The sequence below is a fragment of the Neisseria sicca VK64 genome (assembly GCF_000260655.1).
In the GTDB taxonomy this organism is placed as follows: Bacteria; Pseudomonadota; Gammaproteobacteria; order Burkholderiales; family Neisseriaceae; genus Neisseria; species Neisseria sicca_B.
In genome coordinates this window covers 1-1102 of sequence record NZ_AJMT01000156.1, presented here as the reverse complement: position 1 = coordinate 1102, position 1102 = coordinate 1, and the positions used below count along the sequence as shown (strand labels likewise).

The 1102-nt window shown below is 53.1% G+C and carries 2 protein-coding genes; both read right to left on the bottom strand.

The annotated features are described in order from the left end of the window. Positions 1-891: hemolysin family protein (locus tag HMPREF1051_RS09075; protein ID WP_003767542.1), on the bottom strand; the 891-nt coding region annotated here is incomplete at its 3' end. A gap of 85 nt (positions 892-976) precedes the next feature. After that, positions 977-1102 (bottom strand): DUF5713 family protein (locus tag HMPREF1051_RS15470; RefSeq protein ID WP_003767540.1); only part of this gene is annotated, 126 nt, incomplete at its 5' end.

The window sequence follows — 1102 nt, the reverse complement described above, 5'->3', positions numbered from 1 at the left end:
GTAAAGCGACAGCGTGTCGGGGATGAACAAGGCTTTGCGCAACACGCGCTTGTCGGTCAGGCGGACGTCTTTTTCTTTTAAAAACAAAGTCAGCAGCGTGTGTGATTCGATGTAGCCGATGACGCGTTCCAAATCGCCGTCGCACACTAAGAATTTGTTGTGCGGTTTTTCCGACATGATTTCCAACACGGTATCGCTGCCGTCGTTTTTATCGAAATAGGCGATGTATTCGCGCGTGCTCATGGTGGAAGTCACCGTGCGCGCCTGCATGTCGAAAATATTTTCAATCAGGTAGTGTTCCTGCTCTTTCAACACGCCCGCCTGCGCGCCCGCATCGACGACGGCGTAAATGTCTTCCGAGGTCAGCTGCTCTTGGCGGACGGTGGAAATTTTGAAGAGTTTGAATATCGCGTTCGCCAGTCCGTCAAATGTCCAAACGAAAGGCTTTAGAATAAAAATCAAAAACATCATCGGCCGCACGATGCGCACCGCCACCGCTTCGGGATGGGTCATCGCTATGCGTTTGGGCATCAGGTCGGCAATCAGGATGAAGCTGCCCGTGACCAGCGCGAACGTCAGCAGCGACGCGGCGGTACTGCCCCAACTGCCCGCGTTTGCCAACAAACCGCCAAAATAAGGGCGCACCGCCGCTTCGCCGACGATACCGGCGAGAATGGCGACGGCGTTCAAACCGATTTGGACGACGGTGATGAAGCTGCCCGGCTGCTGCTGCATATTGAGCACATCCAGCGCGCGGGTGTCGCCGCCGTCTTTTGCCATCACTTGCAATTTGATTTTGCGCGCCGAGGCGAGCGCGAGTTCGGAACAGGAAACGAATGCGCTGATGACGATCAGCAGGACCAATAATAATAAGGCTTCGAGAATATTCATGAAAAACGGTGTGTGTGGCAAACAGAGGACATTTTAGCATTAAAGGTCGTCTGAAAAATTCAGACGACCTTTTTGCCAGTCATACTTACCAATCGCGCGGGGCAACCAGTTCTTCGATGTCCGCATCTTCAAAGCCGTAGCTTTGGGCGATGTATTCCATATCGGTGGCAATCGTGTCTCTAGCGACGGTCTCGATTTCGCTGTCGTTTTC